At 48.6% G+C, this 18,450-nt stretch carries 14 protein-coding genes; 1 reads left to right on the top strand and 13 read right to left on the bottom strand.

Annotated elements, in window-relative coordinates:
• Positions 1-84 precede the first annotated feature (84 nt).
• On the top strand, positions 85-636 hold the full coding sequence (locus J6600_RS04185; RefSeq protein ID WP_014304649.1) for a PadR family transcriptional regulator: 552 nt from the start codon (positions 85-87) through the stop codon (positions 634-636).
• Positions 637-673: 37 nt separating this feature from the next.
• On the opposite strand, the gene cyoE is transcribed toward J6600_RS04185, so the two are convergent.
• The 13 genes from cyoE to J6600_RS04120 all read right to left on the bottom strand — a co-directional run bounded on the left by cyoE (position 674) and on the right by J6600_RS04120 (position 18,448).
• Positions 674-1,621, bottom strand: a complete 948-nt coding sequence (gene cyoE / locus J6600_RS04180) for a heme o synthase (protein ID WP_209388018.1) — start codon at positions 1,619-1,621, stop codon at positions 674-676.
• A 357-nt stretch (positions 1,622-1,978) separates the two neighbouring features.
• Positions 1,979-2,836, bottom strand: a complete 858-nt coding sequence (catE, locus tag J6600_RS04175; RefSeq protein ID WP_014417223.1) for a catechol 2,3-dioxygenase — start codon at positions 2,834-2,836, stop codon at positions 1,979-1,981.
• Positions 2,837-2,852: 16 nt separating this feature from the next.
• Positions 2,853-3,257: a DoxX family oxidoreductase CatD gene (locus tag J6600_RS04170; protein ID WP_007408534.1), complete on the bottom strand. Its 405-nt coding sequence runs from the start codon at positions 3,255-3,257 to the stop codon at positions 2,853-2,855.
• 167 nt (positions 3,258-3,424) lie between these two features.
• Positions 3,425-5,242, bottom strand: a complete 1,818-nt coding sequence (locus J6600_RS04165) for an ABC transporter ATP-binding protein (protein WP_129091739.1) — start codon at positions 5,240-5,242, stop codon at positions 3,425-3,427.
• The gene (locus tag J6600_RS04160) at positions 5,223-6,956 is read right to left on the bottom strand and encodes an ABC transporter ATP-binding protein (protein ID WP_209388017.1); all 1,734 of its coding nucleotides are present in this window, start codon (positions 6,954-6,956) and stop codon (positions 5,223-5,225) included. Before J6600_RS04160 ends, J6600_RS04165 begins: the two co-directional genes overlap by 20 nt.
• A 292-nt stretch (positions 6,957-7,248) precedes the next feature.
• On the bottom strand, positions 7,249-9,573 hold the full coding sequence (locus J6600_RS04155) for a peptidase G2 autoproteolytic cleavage domain-containing protein (protein WP_209388016.1): 2,325 nt from the start codon (positions 9,571-9,573) through the stop codon (positions 7,249-7,251).
• Between the two features lie 171 nt (positions 9,574-9,744).
• Entirely contained in the window at positions 9,745-11,331 is a 1,587-nt protein-coding gene (locus J6600_RS04150; protein ID WP_109566792.1) for an alpha-glucoside-specific PTS transporter subunit IIBC, read from the bottom strand.
• Between the two features lie 16 nt (positions 11,332-11,347).
• Entirely contained in the window at positions 11,348-12,109 is a 762-nt protein-coding gene (locus tag J6600_RS04145; RefSeq protein WP_014417219.1) for a MurR/RpiR family transcriptional regulator, read from the bottom strand.
• Between the two features lie 68 nt (positions 12,110-12,177).
• Positions 12,178-13,527: a maltose-6'-phosphate glucosidase gene (gene glvA, locus J6600_RS04140; RefSeq protein WP_053285216.1), complete on the bottom strand. Its 1,350-nt coding sequence runs from the start codon at positions 13,525-13,527 to the stop codon at positions 12,178-12,180.
• Positions 13,528-13,697: 170 nt separating this feature from the next.
• The gene (locus J6600_RS04135; protein WP_003155535.1) at positions 13,698-13,880 is read right to left on the bottom strand and encodes an H-type small acid-soluble spore protein; all 183 of its coding nucleotides are present in this window, start codon (positions 13,878-13,880) and stop codon (positions 13,698-13,700) included.
• Between the two features lie 65 nt (positions 13,881-13,945).
• Complete coding sequence (locus J6600_RS04130) at positions 13,946-15,754, bottom strand: sigma-54-dependent Fis family transcriptional regulator (protein ID WP_209388015.1); 1,809 nt, start codon at positions 15,752-15,754, stop codon at positions 13,946-13,948.
• A gap of 106 nt (positions 15,755-15,860) precedes the next feature.
• The gene (gene lpdA / locus J6600_RS04125) at positions 15,861-17,240 is read right to left on the bottom strand and encodes a dihydrolipoyl dehydrogenase (protein WP_209388014.1); all 1,380 of its coding nucleotides are present in this window, start codon (positions 17,238-17,240) and stop codon (positions 15,861-15,863) included.
• A gap of 14 nt (positions 17,241-17,254) precedes the next feature.
• Positions 17,255-18,448 carry a dihydrolipoamide acetyltransferase family protein gene (locus J6600_RS04120; protein ID WP_191389576.1) on the bottom strand — a complete coding sequence of 398 codons (1,194 nt, stop codon included), beginning with the start codon at positions 18,446-18,448 and terminating at the stop codon, positions 17,255-17,257.
• Between the last annotated feature and the right edge of the window lie 2 nt (positions 18,449-18,450).

Genomic DNA, 18,450 nt, shown 5'->3' with positions numbered 1-18,450 from the left:
TCAATGACAAGCATCCGGCACTTCTGCGTTTTTGAGCGGCGGTATGGTATACTAGCTGTCAAATGAATGGGCTTGGAGGACAACATGAGAATTTTAAAGTACGCGATTTTAGGGCTTTTGCGAAAAGGCGAATTGAGCGGATATGATATATCGAGCTATTTTAAGGAAGAGCTCGGCCAGTTTTGGAGCGCAAAGCACAGCCAGATTTATCCGGAATTAAAAAAACTGACGGCTGAGGGATTTATTACGTTTCGCACTGCGATTCAAGGAACGAAGCTTGAGAAAAAAATGTACACACTGACTGACAAGGGAGAGCTGGAGCTTGCTGCCTGGCTGACGAAAAAAGACCCGATTCCGGAAACGGTGAAGGATGAATTTATGCTGAAGGCTTATTTCATCTCAGCTTTGACGCAGGAAGAAGCGGATGAGCTATTCACCGACCAGCTCGTAAAGCGGCAGGAGAAATTGTCCGATCTGGAAAACAGTTATCAAGAACTGATGACATCGTCCGCGGAGGCGGATTCATTTTCTTCTCCTGATTTCGGCCATTATCTCGTGCTGACAAAAGCGCTTGAGCGGGAACGGAATTATATTTCCTGGCTTGAAGATATTTTGGCTCTCATCAAAAAAGCATAAACAAAACGGGGCGGCTCTGTATCTGCAGGCCGCCTGTTTACGTTCTGAGAACCGCATTGATAAACGAATCAGCCATTAAAATAAGAAAAAGCAGACTGAAATACACAATCGAATAAAAAAACATCCCCTTCGACCATTGCGTGTCATCCGCCGCCTGAAAGCCTTTGACGCTCCGGTACAGCCAGATGGCCCCGAGCAGGAGAGCGGACGCGGTATAAAACGGGCTGACGTCTATATAAAGAGGAACGAGCAGCGAAACCGCAGTCAGAACGGCGATATAGCGCAGCATTTTTATTTTTGTGACGCGATTGCCTTTTATGATCGGCAAAAGCGGAATGCCGGCGGCACGATACTCTTCCTTTCGCCTGATTCCGATCGCCCAGAAATGCGGCGGCTGCCACAAAAACATAATCGCGTATAACAAAATTGCGGGCATATCAATGTACCCGGTGAGCGCGCAATAACCGATTAAAGGCGGAGCCGCCCCCGGAAAGCTGCCGACAAATGTGCTCCAGACGGATTGTCTTTTAAACCAAAGCGTATAAACGACGGCATACAGCAAAAATGCAAGCAGCCCAAGAACGGCGGTCAGTACATTTAGCGAAGCAAGCATGATGAATCCGCATGCGCCGAGACATGTGCCGTACAGGATCATGGCCGGCGGCGGTATTCTCCCCGTGACGCTTGCGCGGGTGCGGGTTCGCGCCATTTTTGCGTCCATGCCGCGGTCAAAGAAGTTATTAAAAACAGTGCTTGATGCCATGACTAACGCCGTTCCGATCATAGCAACCGCCATGGCGGCAAATATACCGGACCCTCCGCCCGTCCTTTCCGACTGAAGCCACGCGATCCAAAATCCGCCCAATGCGGCGAGTGAATTTGAGATGATAATCCCCGGTTTGGCAAGAATGATAAAGTCCTTGACCGTCACCCGGTTTCCGTTATGCTTCATAGACTGTTCCGTCTGTGCTGCATTTGAGTTCATTTGTTCAGGTTCTCCTTTTTCGGCTTATCATATCAGGAAGAATCAGGAAGCGCAATTGTTTTGGACATTTTTCACACAATTGTAAATTGTGTGAAAAGCCGCATCTTGTGTCCGGATGCGGCTTTTCCCTTTTTCTATTCAAAGTCTGCCCATACAGCACCCCGATCTGCTGAACGGATACAGTTTTCAATCCAGCGGATGCCCTGAGCTCGAGCCGGCGATGGCGGGCTCTCCGCGTCATTTTTGCGCCTCACTGAGATGTTCGCTCTCTTCAGTCACAGACGTTCTTTCCCGAGCCTTTTCAAGAAAACTTCAGAAAAATAAAAACCCTTGCCGGTTAGACGGCAAGGGTGTTTCTTACAGTGTAAATGCGATATCCGCCCCTGATACAGGGTCTTTGACGAATACGCCCTCTTCTTTTTCTTCGATCTCAAAGCCGGCATCGGTCAGCGCTTTTGTCACACGTGACAGCTCTTTTTGATGCGGCAGCGCGATGGTGTAATAATCCAGCCCGCTTGCATTTCCCGGTTTCGGCGGCGCATGTTTTCCGGCCCATATATTCAGACCGATGTGATGGTGATACCCTCCCGCCGAAACAAACAGAGCGGACATGCCCGCGTAATTGCCGACAATGTCAAAACCGAGAATATCGGTGTAAAACGCTTTGGCTTCCTGTAAGTCCGTCACATGAAGATGGATGTGGCCGATAACAGTTCCTTCTGGGAGACGGCTTTTCCGTTCAGCTCCGGCTTCTTCCAAAAGCCCGTCCACATCGACGGGCGCCGTTTGCATGACATAATTGCCCTCTGCATCCCGGCGCCACGTGCTGCGGGGACGATCGGCGTATATTTCAATACCGTTGCCGTCCGGATCAGACAGGTAAAGAGCCTCACTGACCGCGTGATCCCCCTGACCGAGCGCGATGCCGTTTTCAATCAGCCTGGCCAATGCGATGCCGAGTTCTTTCCGGTCAGGCAGAAGGATCGCGAAATGGTACAGGCCGGTGACAGACCGCTCCGGCAGAACGACGGCGCTTGGATTTTCTTCAAGCACCAGCAGGACGCGTTTTCCGTCTGCTGACAGTCTTGCTGAACGATCTGTCTGCGAGATGACTTGAAAGCCGATTACATTCCGGTAAAAGTCGAGCGAGCGTTCCATATTTTTAATGGTCAATTTGACATAACCGATTGCCGTATCTTGATGAATGCCGGTCATTTGAACGCCTTCTTTCTTATGCTGAAAAAGTTTCTCCCTTTTTTGATTTGAAAAGGAGCTGATCCAATGAAAGCAGACGGCTTCCTGAAAGCGCTAAGTGAATTGACGCAACCAGTAAGATGAAATCAAATTCCGATCCGCCCATAAATGGTGAGGAAAGCTTCGCCGTGAAGATGGCGCCCACTAATGTGACGGCAAACAGAACGCCGATAATGCGCGTTGCCAAGCCGAAAAAGATCAGAACCCCGCCGACAAGCTCAATCGTCGCGATGACATAGACCATAAAGGCCGGAATCCCGATGCTCTGGAAAAATTGCGTAGTTCCTTCCAACCCTTGAAACTTGGATAAACCGTGAACAAAAAAGATAATACCTGTTACAACCCTTAAAAGCAGTGTTCCTGTTTCGAATGATTTATTCATAAAATCCTCCTTGAAAATTATTATCACTTACTTTATGTAAGCTAGTATATATACATAACTTATTTACGTCAAGTAATTTTGTTACATTTAACGAAAATAACTTAAAAGTACTATTTGCCTTCGCGAAAAAAAGACCTCCGCACTCTGTCGGAGGTCTTTTTCCCTATCTATGATTCCCGGAACTGGCTTTCATATAATTCTTGGTAAAACCCGTTCTGGCTGAGAAGTTCGGCATGGGTTCCTTTTTCAGCCATTTCGCCGTCTTTCAGTACAAGAATCTGATCGGCTTTTTGAATCGTGTTCAGCCTGTGAGCGATGATGACGCTTGTTCTGCCCGCCATTAAACGGCCGAGCGCTTCTTGTATTTTCACTTCCGTCACCGTATCAATGTTGCTCGTCGCTTCATCCAAAATGAGCAGCACCGGGTCCGCCAGCACAGCTCTCGCGATGGAAATAAGCTGTTTTTGTCCTTGGCTGATGCCCGCGCCGTTTTGGGTAAGGACGGTATCGTAGCCTTTCGGGAGCCGTTCGATGAATCCGTGGGCATTGGCGGCTTTTGCGGCTGCCTCCACCTCTTGATCAGATGCGTCCAGACGGCCGTAACGGATATTTTCCCTGATGGTGCCCTGAAAGAGAAAGGAATCCTGCAGGACAAACCCCATGTTTTTTCTCAGACTGGATCTCGTCAGTTTTTTGATGTCCGTTCCGTCAATGAGAATTTTCCCGTTATTCGGCTCGTAAAAACGGGCGATCAGACTCGTAACGGTTGTTTTACCCGCTCCGGTCGGTCCGACGAAGGCGATTGACTGTCCTTTCGGAACACTGAAGGACAGGTGTTTTAAGATCAGGCTGTCTTCCTGATAGCCGAAGGAGACACCTCGGAATTCAATTTCTCCCGTTTTGATCGGCTGGTACAGCGCATGCTCTTCATCTTCCCGCTCCTCTTTTTCATCCAGCACGTCAAACACCCGTTCAGCCCCGGCGATGGCCGATAACATCGTATTGAACTGATTGGCTAAATCATTTAAAGGGCGCGTGAACTGCCGCGAGTATTCGGCGAATACGACGATGGCACCGATCGAGATCCATCCCTTCAGCGCAAACAGCCCGCCGACCGCCGCTATAATCGTAAAGCTTAAATTGTTTAAAGAGTTCATGACTTTCGGAATGAATCCCGAAATTGTCTGCGCCCAAAAACCCGATGATTGTAACGCCGCGTTTTTTTCTAAAAATTGTTCCATGACGCGGTCTTCCCTCGAATAGGCTTTAATGACTTTCGCCCCTGATATCGACTCTTCAATAAAACCGTTCAGCTCGCCGAGGTTTTTCTGCTGCTGTTTAAACAGCAGTCCCGTCCGGTTGGTAATCCATTTAATGCTCAAAAGCATGATCGGAATAATCAAAAGCGTGATCAATGTTAAAAGCGGACTCATGTACAGCATGACGGCGATTGTGCCGACGAATGTAATGACGCTCGACAGTACTTGAATGACGGATGTATTTAAAGTGGAGCTGACATTTTCGATATCATTGGTGACCCGGCTCATCAAGTCCCCGAGCCGCTGTTTATCAAAAAACGGAATCGGCAGCTCATGCAGATGGGTAAACAGCTCGCTCCGCATTTTAAACACGGTGCTTTGCGAGATATTGATCATCCAATAGTTTTGAAACCATAAGGACAATGATTGCACGAGGTAAATCCCAAACAGGATGAACAGCACCCCCGCCAATCCGTCTGTCGTCTGTCCGACGATAAAATGATCAATCGCTTTCCCGATGACGAACGGTCCGAGCAGGCCGAATATGGCGCTTATGACTACCATGATGATCACAAGGGTTAAAAGCCCTTTTTTCTCGGCTACATAAGACCAGATTCTGCGCAGCGTGCCTTTTGTATCTTTTGCTTTCGCGCGTTTTCTGCCGCCTTCATTTGATTTGAGCGGTATTTTCGGATATCGGAAAGGTTTACGAATGTCTTTTTGCATTGTCAGCTCCCTCCTTTCCGAATTGTGATTCATAAATCTGCCGGTACAGATGAGACTGTGCCATCAGCTCTTTGTGCGTGCCTTTGGCCAGCAGTTCGCCGTCTTCAAGCAATAAGATGGTGTCAGCCTTCATCGCAGTCGTTATTTTCTGCGTAATAATCAGTGTCGTGCATTCATAGGATCTGATCGCTTGTAAAAGCTTCGCTTCCGTCTGAAGATCGAGCGCGCTCGTACTGTCATCTAACAGCAGGAGGGACGGCTTTCTGATAAAAGCGCGCGCGATGGAAATCCGCTGCTTCTGCCCGCCTGACAAATTGACGCCCCGCTGCCCCAGCACCGTGTCGTATCCGTTTGACAGCTTCATAATCGTTTCATGGATTTGCGCGTCTTTGGCCGCTTCCATTACTTCATCTAGTGAAGCATCCTCCCGCCCCCAGGCGATATTTTCACGGATTGTGCCCGAAAACAGAAGCACTTCCTGCGGAACATAGCCGATTTCCCTGCGCAGGCCGCAAGCGGAGAATTCACCGATCGGTTTGCCGTCTATGAAAATACTGCCCGAATCAGCCGTGTACAGGCGCGGAATCAGCTGAAAAAGCGTTGATTTCCCTGAACCTGTCGCGCCCATAATGGCAATCGTTTCTTTCGGGCTGGCAGAAAAGGACACGTGATGCAGCGCGTCTTTTTCCATGCCCGGATAGCGGAAGGACACTTCGCGAAACTCAATCGCGCCTGCAAGCGCCCGTGCCGGGTCCTGCCCCGTTCCCTCGCCGCCTTCTGTTTCCAGCACCTCGCCGATTCTTTCCCCGGAAGCCTTCGCCCGGGAAAATACCATGATGAGAAAAGGAAGGACGGACAGCGCGCCTGTAATCCGCGTCGCATAGTTAATGACGGAAACGACATCGCCGACCTGCGCTCCGCCCTGAGCAATGCTTTTGGCGCCGAACCATAAGATAAACAAAATGCAAATGTTCATCAGCAGCATTAAAATCGGCATCGCCGCTTCCACGAGACGAAAAGCGGAGACCGTTTTTTCCATCAGCTTCGTATTCGATTTCAAAAAACGTTTCACTTCGTGGTTTGCACGGAGGAGCGCTTTAATCAGTTTGATCGCCGTCAGGTTTTCCTGCATGATCGTGTTGACCTGATCAAGCCGCTTTTGCACAGACCGAAACAGCGCGCCGCCTCTTTTCAGCACCCACAGCAAAAACAAAAGCAAAATCGGCACCGTGATCAGCAGAAAAAACCCGAGTTTCGCATTGACGGTCAGCGAGAGAATAATGCCGCCCGCGATCATTAACGGCGCACGAAGCATAAACCGGAGACTCATGAAAAGCATATTTTGGACCTGTGTCACATCGTTTGTCAGCCGGGTGATAAACGATGTGGATGAGAATTGCGCAAACGTCGAATAAGAGAAGGATTGAATTTTTTGAAAAATCCCTTTTCGCGTATCATACGCATAGCTCTGGCTGATGTGGGCGGAGTAGAATGAATTTAAAATGCCCGATGCGAATGAAACAGCGGTCAGTCCGATCATCACGCCGCCCCACAGCCAAACCGTACCGAGATCCTGCTTTAAAATTCCTTCGTCAATGATTTTCCCGATCAGCAGGGGCTGTATCAGCTCTACCGCAAGCTCGATGAGCATGAAAAACAGAGCGATTCCCGCCAAAAGAGAATACGGTTTTACATATGATAAAGCCTTTGACATGTGTAAGCCTCCAAATCCTTTGTTCAATATGTATGTATATTTATTTTATTTGTTTGTCTTAAATGAATAAAGGATTAACCCTTGAAACCGCACTTTTATTATGTACTTTGTGTAAAAAAACGGAAATCATTGAGGATAAAAATTGAGGGAATGAGGGGTGCAGATATATGGAGGCTGTCTTACCTTTTCTTTTTACCAGCTCCTGAACCGGAGCCTTTTATTTTAAAATGACTAGCGGAGCCTTTAAAAGACGTCCGCTAGTCAGATGATCATTCATACCGTGTCATTTCATTTAACGAATAAAAACGAGAGCGACCCCGAATCCTTTATCAGCATCAAACTCATTGATCACTTTCATGACCTGCCAACGCTGTTTTGGAGCATCAGATTTTGTTGCAATCCCGTTATGAGCGTGAATAAAATCTCCCGCTTTCACAGTCTCATCGCATCTGACATATACCTGGCCGATGAGTCCGACAATGTTCCACTCGTCTCTCTCTTCTCTTGAAGCGTAGTCTTCTTCAGGCCGAAAGTCCGGATTTTCCTTTGGCGCCATGACCGTATGGCCGTTCGCATCTTTCTGTTCTTCATAAACATAGCCGCCAAATTCATTCTTTACGTATCGTCCCGACCAGTGAAAACTCGACTCACCAAGAATCACTCCGGCGGTCTCGGAAATGACCCCAAGCATGAGGTCACCTTTTTCAGCCTGCCTGATCTTATCACCTTCAAGTGTGACAAGTGTTCCCGTCGGAATCTTTTCCCCTCTCAGGCTTTCAAAATACTCGGCGTAGTCAGAGAATGTCGAGGAACCTGTTACGCCTCCCGCAGCCTTAATTGTTCCTTCTTTTGCGTGAAGCTCAATCTTTCTGTTGGCTGATGACGGAGTGCTGCCGGAACCCCAGCCCCATACAGTTGAGTTCGCATTTGGGTTAATCGTATTATATGAACCGATTACTCCAGATTGAGAACCTCCTGCAGCCTGTCCCCGGACAGAACCGACGACAAAGCCATTAGTTCCTGTAACATGGGAATCTTTAGATGCCATAACAGAAGATCCTTTATGTTTAAACAACTCATACGGTGTTTTTTTACCGCCTACATGAAATGTTGTTTCATATCCTTGAAAATCAATATTTGATATATTCAGATCCGGACCCGAAGAATAGAGTCCGACCGTTCCGCTGCCGGCTCCCAATCTATGCCCGTATACATTGCTCACTGTACAATTATCAACGCCTCCGCCAAAAGCAAGCCCCGTCGTGCCGCCGTCAACTAGAAAAACGCCGTCAATCATGCACTTTCCTACCGCATTTTCTCCGCCAAGAACATACAGATCATGAGCAGCGGAGCGGAACCCGCGGATCGTGATATTCTTCAGATTGACATACCGCCCTTTGTAATAAATCATAATGATCGTGTCATTGCTGTAATCGTATGAACGATCTTCACAAATAGCTTGGAAATTCACTATATTAACTGAATCATAGCCCGAAACAACCAACGCACTCGCTCCGACGCCTTTATATATAGAATTTTGTTTAGGATTTGTTGCCTGACAATTTACTAATTGAACATCATGGGCAGTTTTTGATGTCGGCTCAGCCGATAAATGATGGCCAATATGTCTAATGCAAAAACCGATCGCATTTTCGTAAGCACGGCAATTAGCCAGTTGAACTCGTTTAGCCGCCGGTGCATAGTCATGCGCCTTAATTTCAAAGCCGCGTGCACCGCCAATTGCAACACAGCTATCTACAAATACATCTTGAGAACCATCATCAATCTCAAAGCAATTTGAATTTGACGTGCCATTCCCATTTCCCATCGGGTGATAGGAAACACAGTGGCTGAAAGTAGTGTGGAATCCAAAATGACAAGTAAAGTTATCATCCCCGGACCCTGTTGCTTCACAATGTGAAAACGTTACAAAGTTACAGCCGTTGGGCTGATAATAAGTTGGATCATCTTTTTCTCCATGTCTGTTATAGTTCGGGCTCGTGGAATCAAAGCCGTGCAGGCCGGCGTTCTTCGCAAACACATGCTCGACAAAAGAATAGTCAACATTCGCAAAAAGCAAACAGCTTGAAGTGGGACCTTTCGGAATCTTCCAGCCGGCAGGACGCGTATCTTTGTTCCAGTCAAGCGTGAGATGGCCGACGTAAATATTTTCATTACCGTTCGTATAATCACTGTTGGTCAGAACAGAATGGCCGACCGGTGTTTCGTCTAATAATTTAATGACCGTTCTTTTCTTGCCTGCTCCGACAAGCATTGTATTTGACGGAACGAACAATCCCGATGTTCTGAATACACCCGCGGGAACTGTTACGACATAACCTCCGTCGGCCATGGCATCATGAAATGCCTGCGTATCATCTGTTACGCCGTCACCTTTAGCTCCAAAGTCCATAACGTTCCGCTCTGTAACATGTTCAAACCTGTTTTCATACATGTTAAGTCTTTCGTTTAAATTTTCATAAGTTGACGTGCCATCACTAAGGGCTGCACCGATTTTGCTGTCAATCGCTTCAAAGTTTTGAGCAATGCTTTCAACTTCAATCCCTTCAGCTTTATCGGGTTTGTAAAGTCCTAAGAAAGTCGTATAGTTTGTCATTGTCTTGCCTCCTATTTTTGAATTGCTATTTTAAATACCGCAGAAGTCATTTCGTTTTCACTCCTGCATGTACAGGTGGCAAAGGTATGACAAACTCAGACATTTTTTCAAAACAGAAAAAAGAGCGCTGGATAAACAAGCGCTCTGCACATAGTCTGCTGCTGCAGTATTTTAACCGTTCAATATTTTCTCGACACGCTCCCGCATTTGCGGAACGCCTAATCCGACAATGACCTGAAGCGCCCTGCCTTTTCTGACGACTCCGTGGGCTCCCAGCTCTCTGAAATCGGCGTCACTTTTGACCTTTGATTCATCAGCGACAGTGACACGGAGACGGGTGGCGCAATTGGTGACCTCCGTAATATTGTCCTTTCCGCCCAGCGCTTCAATATACAAAGCGGCTGTATCCCGCTGTGTTTCGTCTGCCGCCGCTGTTTCTTTTGAAGCCTGCTTCCGTTCTCTGTACTCCTTTTTCGAATAGAGCTTTGTTTCCTGCCCTTCCTCTTTTTCTCTGCCCGGTGTGGCGATGTTGAATTTGAGAATGAGGAAACGGAAGACGAAAAAGTAAATAGCGGTAAAACACAACCCGATGATGATCTGGTATACATACGTCAAGCCGTGGCTTGACGCCAGCGGGATCCAGTTCAAGGTCGCAGCTTCGATCAAACCGCCTCCCATATTTCCGACTACGCCGGCCATATACATGACGGTTGCCATGGAAGCGGCAAGCAAAGCATGAACTGCAAATAAAAACGGCGAGATAAAAAGGAATGTAAATTCAATCGGCTCTGTAATTCCCGCGACAATGGACGTTAAGGTGACCGGAATCAAAAGGCCGGCGACGATTTTTTTCTTTTCCTTTGAAGCCGTGACGTAAAAAGCGAGCGCGATTCCCGGAATGCCGAAGATTTTCGAGTTGCCGTGAAGCGCGAATCCCCCCTGCGGGAACAATTCTTTCAGCGGTTTGACGCTTTGAGAGTATTCCCCGAGATGCTGGGCCCAATAGGTAACGATACCGCCTTCAGCCACAGCCGGGCCGTAAACAAACGGTGAGTAAATAAAATGATGCAGGCCGGTCGGAATTAAAATCCGCTCCAGGAATGTGTAAATCCACACGCCGATCGCCCCGGAAGAAACGAGAAAACTTTGCAGCGATCCGATTCCGGACTGAACCATCGGCCATACGTATGCCACCGCAAGTGAAATCGGTATCATAATGAAGAAAGAAATGATAACGATGTATGAAGATCCTTGAAAAATCCCCAGAAAATCCGGCAGTTTTTTATCAAAATAACGATTGTGCAAATACACGACAATAGATGAAATAAAGATGGCGCCGATAATATTCGTATCAAGCGTTTTGATGCCGGCGATCATCGTCAGCCCGCTCGTTCCGCCGGCTTCCTGAGTCATATCGACATGAAAAGCCCCGCCCCAAACCGTCAGAATCGCATTGATAAAGTAATTGAATGTCAGATAAACTGTAAGCGCTTCCAAGCAGGCCCGTGCCTGCGCTTTTTTCGCTAAAGCGACAGGTATGCCGATCGCAAACAGGAGCGGCATTTGATTAAAGACGGTCCAGCCGCCCTGTTCAATGACGTACCAGCATTGATACCAAAGCCCGTCAGGATCAGCCAGCGGCCCCATCAGCGTTTTATTTTTAAACAGCGTACTCAGACCGACAATAATACCGGAAAATGCAAATAATAAAACAGGCACAAACATCGCGCTGCCGAAGCGCTGGACTTTTTGCATCATTTCACGTGACCTCCCGCTATTTATCAAAATTTTCGAGCTCTTTATAATCAACATATGCACGGAATAACGCTTCGCCCACCAGAAAAAACGGGGCAAATGCGACGATTTCCGTTTTATCGCTTAACGTCACCGGCTTGCTGGTCGCATAAAGATTATACGGCGTCGTTTGCGCCAGTACGTTGTTTTTCAGATTGGTGATTGAAATAAACGGAACTCCCTTTGCGGACAGGGTCCTTACCTGCGGAATTAATTCGGGTGTTTCACCGGATAAAGAAATAATGATGAATACGTCATCAACCTTAAAATCATCACACATGATATCAAACTCTATAATGTCCTGAATTAAAATCAGATACTTCCGCCGGGATACAAACATCCGCTGCAGCTCACGGGCGCACACCCTCTGAGCCGTCCCCGATCCGTAAACGAAAATCCGTTTTGCTTCATCTATCAGCCGGCACATCTCCGTCATATCTTTTGACTTCACGTATTTTACATTGGCTTCAATATCATCCAGCAGCTTTTCAAACGTCATATTCTCGCCCTCTTCAGGCTGATCCTCCCATTTCAGAAAAACCCGGAATTCACTATAGCCGCTGAAGCCCAGTTTTTGGGCGAGCCGCAGGATGGAAGACCGAGAAACATTGCAGGCTTTCGCCATGTCATTGATACCGAGATGGTAGCACGTATGTTTATGATTCAATATATATTTTAAAATATAAAAATCGTTGTCATTTAATTTCGCGTAATGCTGGTTAACCAGTTCTTCAAGACTCATCCCAAAAATCCCCCCGTTTTCTTTCTATTATATAGAATAACAGATAAAGAAAACGGGGACGATTGTCATCAAGAAATATGAGACGGACTTACATCAAGTTCAGGCCAGTAGTCCTTATTAGCCTCCATCAGGTCTTCAAGAATCAGTTTTGCCACACGGGCGTTCGGCACTGTTTTTGACAGAATCAGCGCCTGCCACAGCTTTTGAAATGACCGCTCTTCCCACGCTTCAGCCGTCAGTTTTTCGACAGACACCTGCTGTTCCATCAGGCCTTTTTGAAATTGCGGTATGTTCCCGATTGAGAGCGGTTCAGGTCCGTTTGAACCTACGAGACAAGGAATCTCAACCATGGCTGACGGATCAAAGTTTGCGATCGCGCCGTTATTTTCAACGATTAACAGCATTCTCTCCCCTGTGTTGTAAGCGATGGCCCGGGCAAGGTCGACGATATAGGAAGCATGATCATCAATTTTAATTTCACTGTTCTCCGATGATTGTTCACGCGTAATCATATCGCATTGGCTGAAAATGAAAGCTTCGCGCCCTTCCATGACTTCGTTGGCTCTCGTATGGTTCGGGTTTGATTTTTTCACCATATCATCCGGGAATAAGTAATATTGCAGATATGTGTTCGGAAGCGTATCCGGATCAGCCGCCTGAACGTCGCGCGCTTTTTTGAATGTGTCATTCCAGCTTGCTTCAGTCTGTTCGACCTCCGTCTTCGGAACGTAGCCGTATTCACGGACATGCTCTTTCAGCTTCGGCATTAAATCATTGCCATGCCGGTCTGTGATGGACGTCCACCAGCCAAAGTGGTTCAAACCGTAGTAACGGACGTTCATTTCTTTCCGTGAAGATAATCCGAGGATGTTCGCCATGCGATCCTCAATTCCGACCGGCATGTCGCAGATGTTCAATATTTTTGAATTCGGTCTGAGGCGCCGTGTAGCTTCGGCCACAATCGCCGCCGGATTGGAGTAATTCAGCATCCATGCGTCAGGCGAGTACGTTTCCATATAATCAAGAATCTCCAGAACACCGCCGATAGAGCGCATGCCGTATGCGATTCCGCCCGGCCCGCATGTTTCCTGGCCGACCACGCCGTACTTCAGCGGGATTTGTTCATCGAGCGCGCGCATCGCATATTTTCCGACGCGGATATGCGCCATGACGAAGTCAACATCCGTAAAAGCCGTCTCTGGGTCATCAGTCGCCAGAAATTCAATGTCCGGCGCTTTTTCTTTTATGAATACCTCACACGCACCCGCAATCCGCTCCTGCCTTTCTTTATCATTGTCATAAAGTTTCAGCTTTCTGATCGGAAACTCTTCCAGGTGATTCAAAAGCATTAATACAATTCCGGGGGTAAATGTGCTGCCGCCGCCTGCAATAACGATTGAGAATGATTTGTCTGTCATGTGAAGCCCTCCTCTGATAACGTTTACATTTTATTTATATCATGAGAAGGTCCGATCTGTACCGGGTTTGGAGGAGTTAGATCATTTAATCATTTTTAGTTATTTTTCTCAAAAAGCGGGAAAGTTCCCACAGGTACGAAAGAGGCCTGCTGTCATCAGCAGACCCATTCTCAAAAATGCTCTTGTAAATCAGAAAGCAGCACTTCCTGCTCAAATTGCGGATTTCCGATCGGAAAAATTCTGGCTGTTTCCTTGTCTTCGTTGACATGCTGAATATAAATCGGGACTCCTTCATATGTCACATACGCCATGGCGGCGGATTCCGAAATGTCTTTCGCACGCTGTGTATTCACGTTTCAAACCTCCTTTAGGCCTCACACATAACGTGTCCGGCAGCCAAGAGAAGTATGCTTGTTTCTTACAATTGTCCGGCGGTGAGTTTGAATTTTTTGAGGCGTTTGTAAAACGTGCTCCGCGGGATTCCGGCCATTTTGGCGGCCAGCGTGACATTCCCCTTCGCCGATTCAAGCGCGTTTACGATGATGTTTTTCTGAATGTGCTCCCGGATGGAGACGGGGGACGCTTCTTCCTGTTCATAAGACTCGGCCGCCTCTTTAAGACCTGACGCTTCAAGCAGGGCTGCGATGGGGCGCCCTGACAGCCGCCCGTCCGGGAACATGACGGAAAGACGTTCAAATACATTAAACAATTCCCTGATATTCCCCGGCCATTTCCGGCTCTTTAATAGGTCTAAAAAGTCATCAGGAAGCTCCCCCCGCCAGCCGCGATTTCGCTGAAATTCAAGGAAGAGTCCGGGAATGTCTTCGGTGCGTTCTCTTAATGGAGGGAGATGGATCGGACAGACGTGAAGCCGGTAAAATAAATCTTCTCTCAGCTTTTTGCATTCGACAAGCTGTCTCAGATCAGTGTGGGTGGCAGTGATGATTCTGATGTCGACGGGAATCTCTTTTGTCCCGCCGACCGGGGTGACTTTCCGTTCCTGCAGCACCCGTAACAGAGCGACCTGCATGGAGTGTGATATTTCTCCGATTTCATCGAGGAAAAGCGTGCCTTTATCGGCTTTTTGCAAAGCGCCGTTATGTCCTTTCCGTTTGGCCCCGGTGAAGGCGCCTTCCGAGTAGCCGAACAGTTCGCTTTCAATCAGCTTTTCGGGGACCGCTCCGCAATTGACGGCTATAAACGGGCCGTTTTTCCTGGAGCTGTTGTTATGAATCGCCCGGGCGGCAACCTCCTTTCCCGTCCCGGTTTCTCCCGTAAGACAAACGGTTGCGTCCGTTCGGGCGACAAGCTCCAGCTGCTGAAGCATATGTCGGGATGACGGGCTTTTGCCTGCCGCACCATGGAATATAAAAGACGGATTTTCTTCTCGTTTGGATAAGTAAATGCACGAGAAGCCGTTCTCCTCCCGCTTCGCCTGCTTGATGTGAAAGCCCTGTTCCTCAAGCTCGCGCAGCGTATGTCCGGTAAAATGCTGAACGGGACGGCTTGCGGCGATAACCCGGCTCATTTCATTGCAAAGCACGATCGGATCGTGAGACCGGGTAAGCCCGGCGAATTTGCTGATCATGTCAAGTTCTGTCATTTTGATCTTTAGGGCAAGCTCCCGTTCCGCCGTATAAGCGATGGAGGAGGCAATTCCGAGCATAAAAGGCTGAGCGCGGGCGGCGGGGCAGGAAATATCAATGACACCCGCCAGCCGTCCGTCTTCATAACGGATCGGCGCGGCGGAACAGCTCCATTGATGAGAAGCGAGCGAATAATGTTCAGAGCCGTGTATCATGACCGGCTCATTTGTATAAAGAGCCGTCCCGATCGCATTCGTGCCGACGGCCGTTTCCGTCCAGCGGGCGCCTTTTAAGAAATTGATGCGGTTCGCTTCATGAATGGTGCGCGGGTGGCCGTCAACTGAATGCACAACGCCGTCTGAATCAATCAGGAGAACCATCATTTCCATTTCCCGCATTGCCGTTTTCATTCTTTCTGCATACGGCGTTGAGGCCGCTAAAAATAACGCATGCTTTTCGGCCTGCCTTTCTAAATGATCTGCCGGCATTACATTCGGCCCCTTTTCGAGATAAGGATTGACGTCGGCTTTTTTGCAGCGGTGCCATGAGGCCGCCACCCGCTTCTGAATACGGGATTCATCAAGCACGCCTTCTTTCACAAAGCGCTTCCAGGTTTTAAAATCATTCCGAATGACATTCATTGTATTCGCTCCCCCCTGTTCAGACCATCTTTTCATATATTGTAGGGGAAAAATAAAGCGCTTTCAACGAAAAATACCCCTTCTCATCTGAGAAAGGGTATTCCGGTTATACAGAATGCACCGCAAGTCCGGTGACATTCAGCAGGGCTTCCTGAAGCGTTTCTGACAGAGTCGGATGCGCCGCGATAAAGTGCTCCGACATATCCGCCGTCATTTCACCGTTCATCATCATGACCGCCTGACCGATCAATTCCGTCACGTCCGGCCCGATCATTGACACGCCGACGATTTCTCCGAATTCCGGTTCGGCAATGATTTTCATTTTGCCGCCATGCTGATGTTTAATTAACGCTTTTCCGTTAGCAGAAAATGAACATTCTCCGATTTTCACATCTCCGTATGTTTCTCTCGCCTGTGTTTCCGTCAGCCCGACAGCGGCCATTTCCGGCGATGTATAAATACAGCGGGGCACCGCCCGCATATCGACTTTGCTGTCCTTTCCCGTGGCATGCGCGGCGGCTGTGATTCCTTCATGAATGGCGGCATGCGCGAGCTGCATTCCTCCGGCCGCATCGCCGCATGCGTATATATGAGGCACATTGGTCTGCATATGGTCATTGACTTCAATGCCGCGCGGAGAATACCGGATGCCGGCCTGCTCCAGATTCAGCTCTTGCAAACGCGGTTTTCTCCCGATTGCAACCAAAACGTGATCAGCCTGCGCCTCAATTTCTTTGCCGTCTTTTGTCCACACGGCGGTTTTCCTTTCTTTATCAATCCGTTGAAGGGCGGCTTTTGTCTGAATATCAGCCCCGCTGTCTCTTAAAGAGTCTTCGAAAACGGCGGCGATTTCCCCGTCTTCTGCCGGGAGCAGCCGGTCAGCCGATTCAATCACCGTCACTTTCGTTTTAAACCGGCTGAATAAAGAGGCAAATTCACAGCCGATCACACCTCCCCCGACAATAAGCAGAGAAGAAGGGATTTTCTGTAAAGAAAGCGCATCTTTGCTGTCGATCACCCAATCGCCGTCAAATGGGGCAAACGGCAGCTCCGCCGGTTCAGATCCGGATGCAATCAATATCCGATCCGCTTCCAGAATGTCTTTTGCGCCTCCTTCTCCTTCAACAAGCAATGTCTGCTCTGTGAGAAATGAAGCTGCCCCGCTGATGACTTTAATCTGATTTGCTTTCATTAAGTATTGAATTCCCTGCACGAGCCGGCTGACGATTTGCCGTTTGCGCCCCTGCATGCGGGCCCAATTGAGTGTAATGTTTTGCGGCAGTTCGATGCCGAATGTATTTGCATGCCTGATTTTATCGAGCACATTCGCGCTTTCCAAAAGCGACTTTGTCGGGATGCATCCCTCATTGAGACAAGTGCCTCCAAGCGGCCCTTTGTCGATCAGAACGACTTCTTCTCCCCTCCGCGCGGCAGTCACGGCAGCTGCATATCCGGCAGGCCCGCCGCCGATAATGGCTAGTGTCAATCTCTTCACCCTCTCTATAAAATCAATCCGGCCGGCTCTTCAAGCAGCGCTTTGACCGTTTTCAGGAAGTCCGCAGCCGGTGCGCCGTCACATACTCTGTGATCAAAGGTAAGGCTCAGCGGCAGCATGGTGCTTTTGACAAGCTCATCTCCTTTAAACGCCGGCGTTTCATAGCTTGCGCCCACTCCGAGAATACCGGCTTCAGGCGGATTAAGAATCGGGGTGAAATGCTCAATTCCGTAACCCCCGAGATTTGTAATAGAAAATGTCGATCCGCGCAGGTCATCTCCGGAAGCATTGCCTTCCCGCGCCCGTTGTGCCGATGTGCTGATGTGATCCGCAAGCTCAAGGAATGAAAGCTTTTCCGCATCCCGGATCACCGGCACGACGAGACCGTTTTCAAGAGAAACCGCCATCCCGAGGTGGACATATGGATAGGTGATGATCCGCTCCTCTTGATAAGAGCTGTTCAGCTCAGGATGCTGTTTCAGCGCAAGCACCGCGGCCCGGGATACGAAATGTGTGACCGTCAGTTTAACACCGCTCCGCTTTTTCGCGCTGTCGGCGAGCTGCCGCTGCCATTTTACAAGCTCCGTAATGTCCGCTTTCATAGTCAGCGTCAGCTGGGCGCTGTTTTGCAGGCTTTTGTGCATTCGGTCTGCAATCACTTTTCTCATCGCTGAAGCCGGTTTTCCCTCCGGCTGTGCCGTCTGAACCGAAGACTGCGGTTCAGATTCCGTCTTCATGGCCTTGATGACGTCAGCTTTTACGATTCTGCCTCCGGGCCCCGTCCCGTTCAGCGTATCAACTTTCAACCCGGCTTTCTCCGCCATTTTTCGGGCAACGGGAGATATTTTCACGCGGTGTTTACGCTTTTGCCCGGCTTTGGGAGCGGGCATATGTTCAGGTTCAGATTGCGGTTTCCCTGCATTTTCAGGAGCCGGCGCCTCCTTCTCCCGCACTTCTTCGCCGTTTTCCCCGATATAACAGATGGGCGTTCCCGGCGGGACTCCTTCTCCCTCTTTGACTTTAATATGAAGAAGCGTGCCGCTTTCAGGCGCTTCTATTTCCATTTCTATTTTTTCCGAGTTGATGCTGGCGATGCTTTCTCCCTTTTCAACCGGGTCGCCGACTTTTTTATTCCAGACGGATACTTCACCTTTCTTCATCGCCATTCCCAGCTTCGGCATTACTACTTTTACAGCCATTC

The organism is Bacillus sp. LJBV19, from assembly GCF_017797845.1.
In the GTDB taxonomy this organism is placed as follows: Bacteria; Bacillota; Bacilli; order Bacillales; family Bacillaceae; genus Bacillus; species Bacillus velezensis.
The sequence above is the reverse complement of the archived record's forward strand: the minus strand, read 5'-3'. Positions and strand labels throughout refer to the sequence as shown.